At 76.8% G+C, this 1,359-nt stretch carries 1 pseudogene; it reads right to left on the bottom strand.

The features are described 5' to 3' along the window. Nucleotides 1-1,359 (bottom strand): annotated as a pseudogene (locus DZF91_RS40170) (helix-turn-helix transcriptional regulator); the annotation flags it as partial.

Genomic DNA, 1,359 nt, shown 5'->3' with positions numbered 1-1,359 from the left:
GGGCGCGTCCGGCGTCGATCCGCTGCCCGGCGGCCTCCAGCGCCTCGGCGGCGGTGAGCGCGGCGCGTGCCGCCTCCTGCGGGTCGGCGTTCACCAGCGCGTGCGCGCGGGCGAGGTCGGCCAGCGCGTTGTTGGAGTCCACGCCGTCCAGCCGCATCCGCTGGGCGCGCTCGGCCCACTCCAGCGCGGCGTCCCGGCGGCCCCGGCCCGCCTCGACCTGCGCGAGCGTCTCGGCGCACGACAGCAGCGTGCGCTGGTCGAGGGTCGGGGTGTCGAAGTTGTTGGCCGCCTTCATCACCGCCTGCACGCCCTCGTCGTGGCGGCCGAGGCCGAACAGCGCCATCGCGCGCGCGTAGTGGGCCATCGACCCCCACCACTCGCCGATGCCCGCGCCGGTCGCGACGGCCTCCTCGGCCTGCCGCAGCGCGGTCTCCTCGTTGCCGGACCAGGTCGCGACCAGGCTCTGCTGGGTCAGCGCGAACACGATCTGCTGCCCGGACGCGACCAGCCGCGCCTCCTCCACCGAGTCCTCGGCGGCGGACGCGGCCTGCGCGAGGTTCCCCAGCGTCCCGTAGGACCGGGCGAGCCCGGCGAGCAGGTTGGTGACCACGTACAGCTGGCCGGTGTCGCGGGCGACCTCGACGGCGCGCTCGAAGTGCCGCGCGGCGGTGCGGTACCGGCCGAGCATCGTCTCGGCCCAGCACAGCCAGGCGATCGCGTCCATCCAGTCGGCCAGGTGCTCGTTCGGCGCGGTGTGCAGCAGCCGGTCGGCGGCCTCGGCGTAGCGCAGCGCGTCGGCGACGCGCCCGCCGGCGAACGCGGGCATCGGCCGCAGCGCCGCGACCGCGATCTTCAGGCTCGGCTCCCAGTCGTCGGAGTCGTCCGGCATCAGGTCCAGCACGGCCTGGGCGGCGCGGAACTCCAGCCGCATGGTCCGCTCGGCGACCAGCCGCATCCGCAGCGGGATCGCGGCGGGGGAGCGCGGGTCGGGCATGTTGCGCAGCTCGTCCAGCAGCAGCGAGCGGGCCTCGTGCGGACGGTCCAGCTGGCGTTCCATCAGCGCGGCGAGGCGGGCCGCCTTCGCGCGCCGGTCGTAGGCGTCGCCGGGCAGCAGCCGCAGCAGCGTGCGCGCGGTCTCGCGGCCCTCGGCGAGCGCGCCGCCGACCGACTGCACCTGCGCCAGCTCCATCAGCAGGTCGAGCCGGGACGGCAGGCCCGCGCCGGCCGGGGCGTTCTCCGGCATCAGCCGCAGCGCCGCCTTCAGCCAGTGCGCGGCGGTCACCGGCGCCTGCGTCGCGTACGCGCGGCCGGCCTCCACGAGCGTGGCGATCGCCGCGCGGTCCCCGACGCGCCCGGACC

Source organism: Actinomadura logoneensis, assembly GCF_003428695.1.
GTDB classification, from domain to species: Bacteria; Actinomycetota; Actinomycetes; order Streptosporangiales; family Streptosporangiaceae; genus Spirillospora; species Spirillospora logoneensis.
The sequence above is the reverse complement of the archived record's forward strand: the minus strand, read 5'-3'. Positions and strand labels throughout refer to the sequence as shown.